The 1,135-nt window shown below is 63.0% G+C and carries 1 protein-coding gene; it reads left to right on the top strand.

Annotated features, from left to right (window positions below):
* A partial coding sequence (locus C9427_RS33545; protein WP_245437300.1) for an ISAs1 family transposase occupies window positions 1–1,130 on the top strand: 1,130 nt, incomplete at its 5' end.
* Window positions 1,131–1,135 lie beyond the last annotated feature (5 nt).

Raw genomic sequence — 1,135 nt, 5'->3', positions numbered from 1 at the left:
TTGAGTTTAGGCAGAGAAAGGATTCTTTGGAGAGGCAGTTGAGCGAAGGAGCGACTGCCATTTCCTGCCTTGAGAGCTATTTTGGCGCGGTGCCTGATCCGCGCGCACCCAACGCTACGCACCGACTTGGCGATCTGATGGTGATGATGATTGCGGCAAGCCTGTGCGGCGCCAGCAATGCGACGGAGTTTGCCCTGTTCGCGCACGAGCGCAAGCCGGCGCTGTCGCGGCTGATCGACTATGACGTCGCCCCCAGCCACGATACGTTTTCGCGGCTGCTGCGCCTGCTCGATCCGCAGGCCTTCGGGCGTGCCTTCGCCGCTTTTGCCGCCGCTTTCGCGCGAGCCGGCCAAGAGATGCCCGAGGTGGTGTCGCTCGACGGGAAGGCCTTGCGGCGGGCCTACGAGAAGGGCTTGGCAGCCAGTCCACCCTTGACGGTGTCGGCCTTCGCCGCCGAAACCCGGCTGTGTCTGGCGGCAGTCTCGCCGAGCGAAGGCGAGAACGAGGTCGAGGCCGCGCTCAAGGTCGTCGAACTCATTGATCTTACGGGCAGATTGGTCACCGCCGACGCGCTCCACTGCCACACCCGCATGGCTGAGGCCATCACCCAAAGGGGCGGCGACTACCTGCTTACGCTGAAGGGAAACCGCCGTCATTGGCAGCGCAATGCTAACCAGCATCTGGCCAACACCATCCCCTCCATTGCCGAGCGGGTCGAGACCAGCCACGGCCGCAACGAGTGGCGCAAGGCCGAGATCGTGGCGGCGGACGAGCCGCTGATGCCGGGCCACCAGGCCTTCATTCGCATCACCAGCCGGCGCGATCAGGCCAAGCCGCTGACGCGCTTGTTCATGGCCTCCACGCTTCTGTCGCCGCAGCAGGCGCTCGAACTCACCAGAGCTCACTGGCAGATCGAGAATGGCTTGCATTGGATGCTCGACGTCCATCTCGATGAGGATCTCAGCCGTGCCCGCAAGGACAATGCTCCCGCCAACACAGCTCTCCTCAATCGCCTCGCCAGAAACATCCTCCAGGCCGCCGATGAGGCCAAAGTTCCCATCAGCCACCGCATCAAGAAATGCGCCTGGAATGACGACTACCTCATTCATGCTATCGCTCATATGCGATAGCCCTG

Source organism: Mesorhizobium helmanticense, from assembly GCF_003034915.1.
Taxonomy (GTDB): Bacteria; Pseudomonadota; Alphaproteobacteria; order Rhizobiales; family Rhizobiaceae; genus Mesorhizobium; species Mesorhizobium helmanticense.
This window is presented reverse-complemented; position numbering and strand designations above follow the sequence as displayed.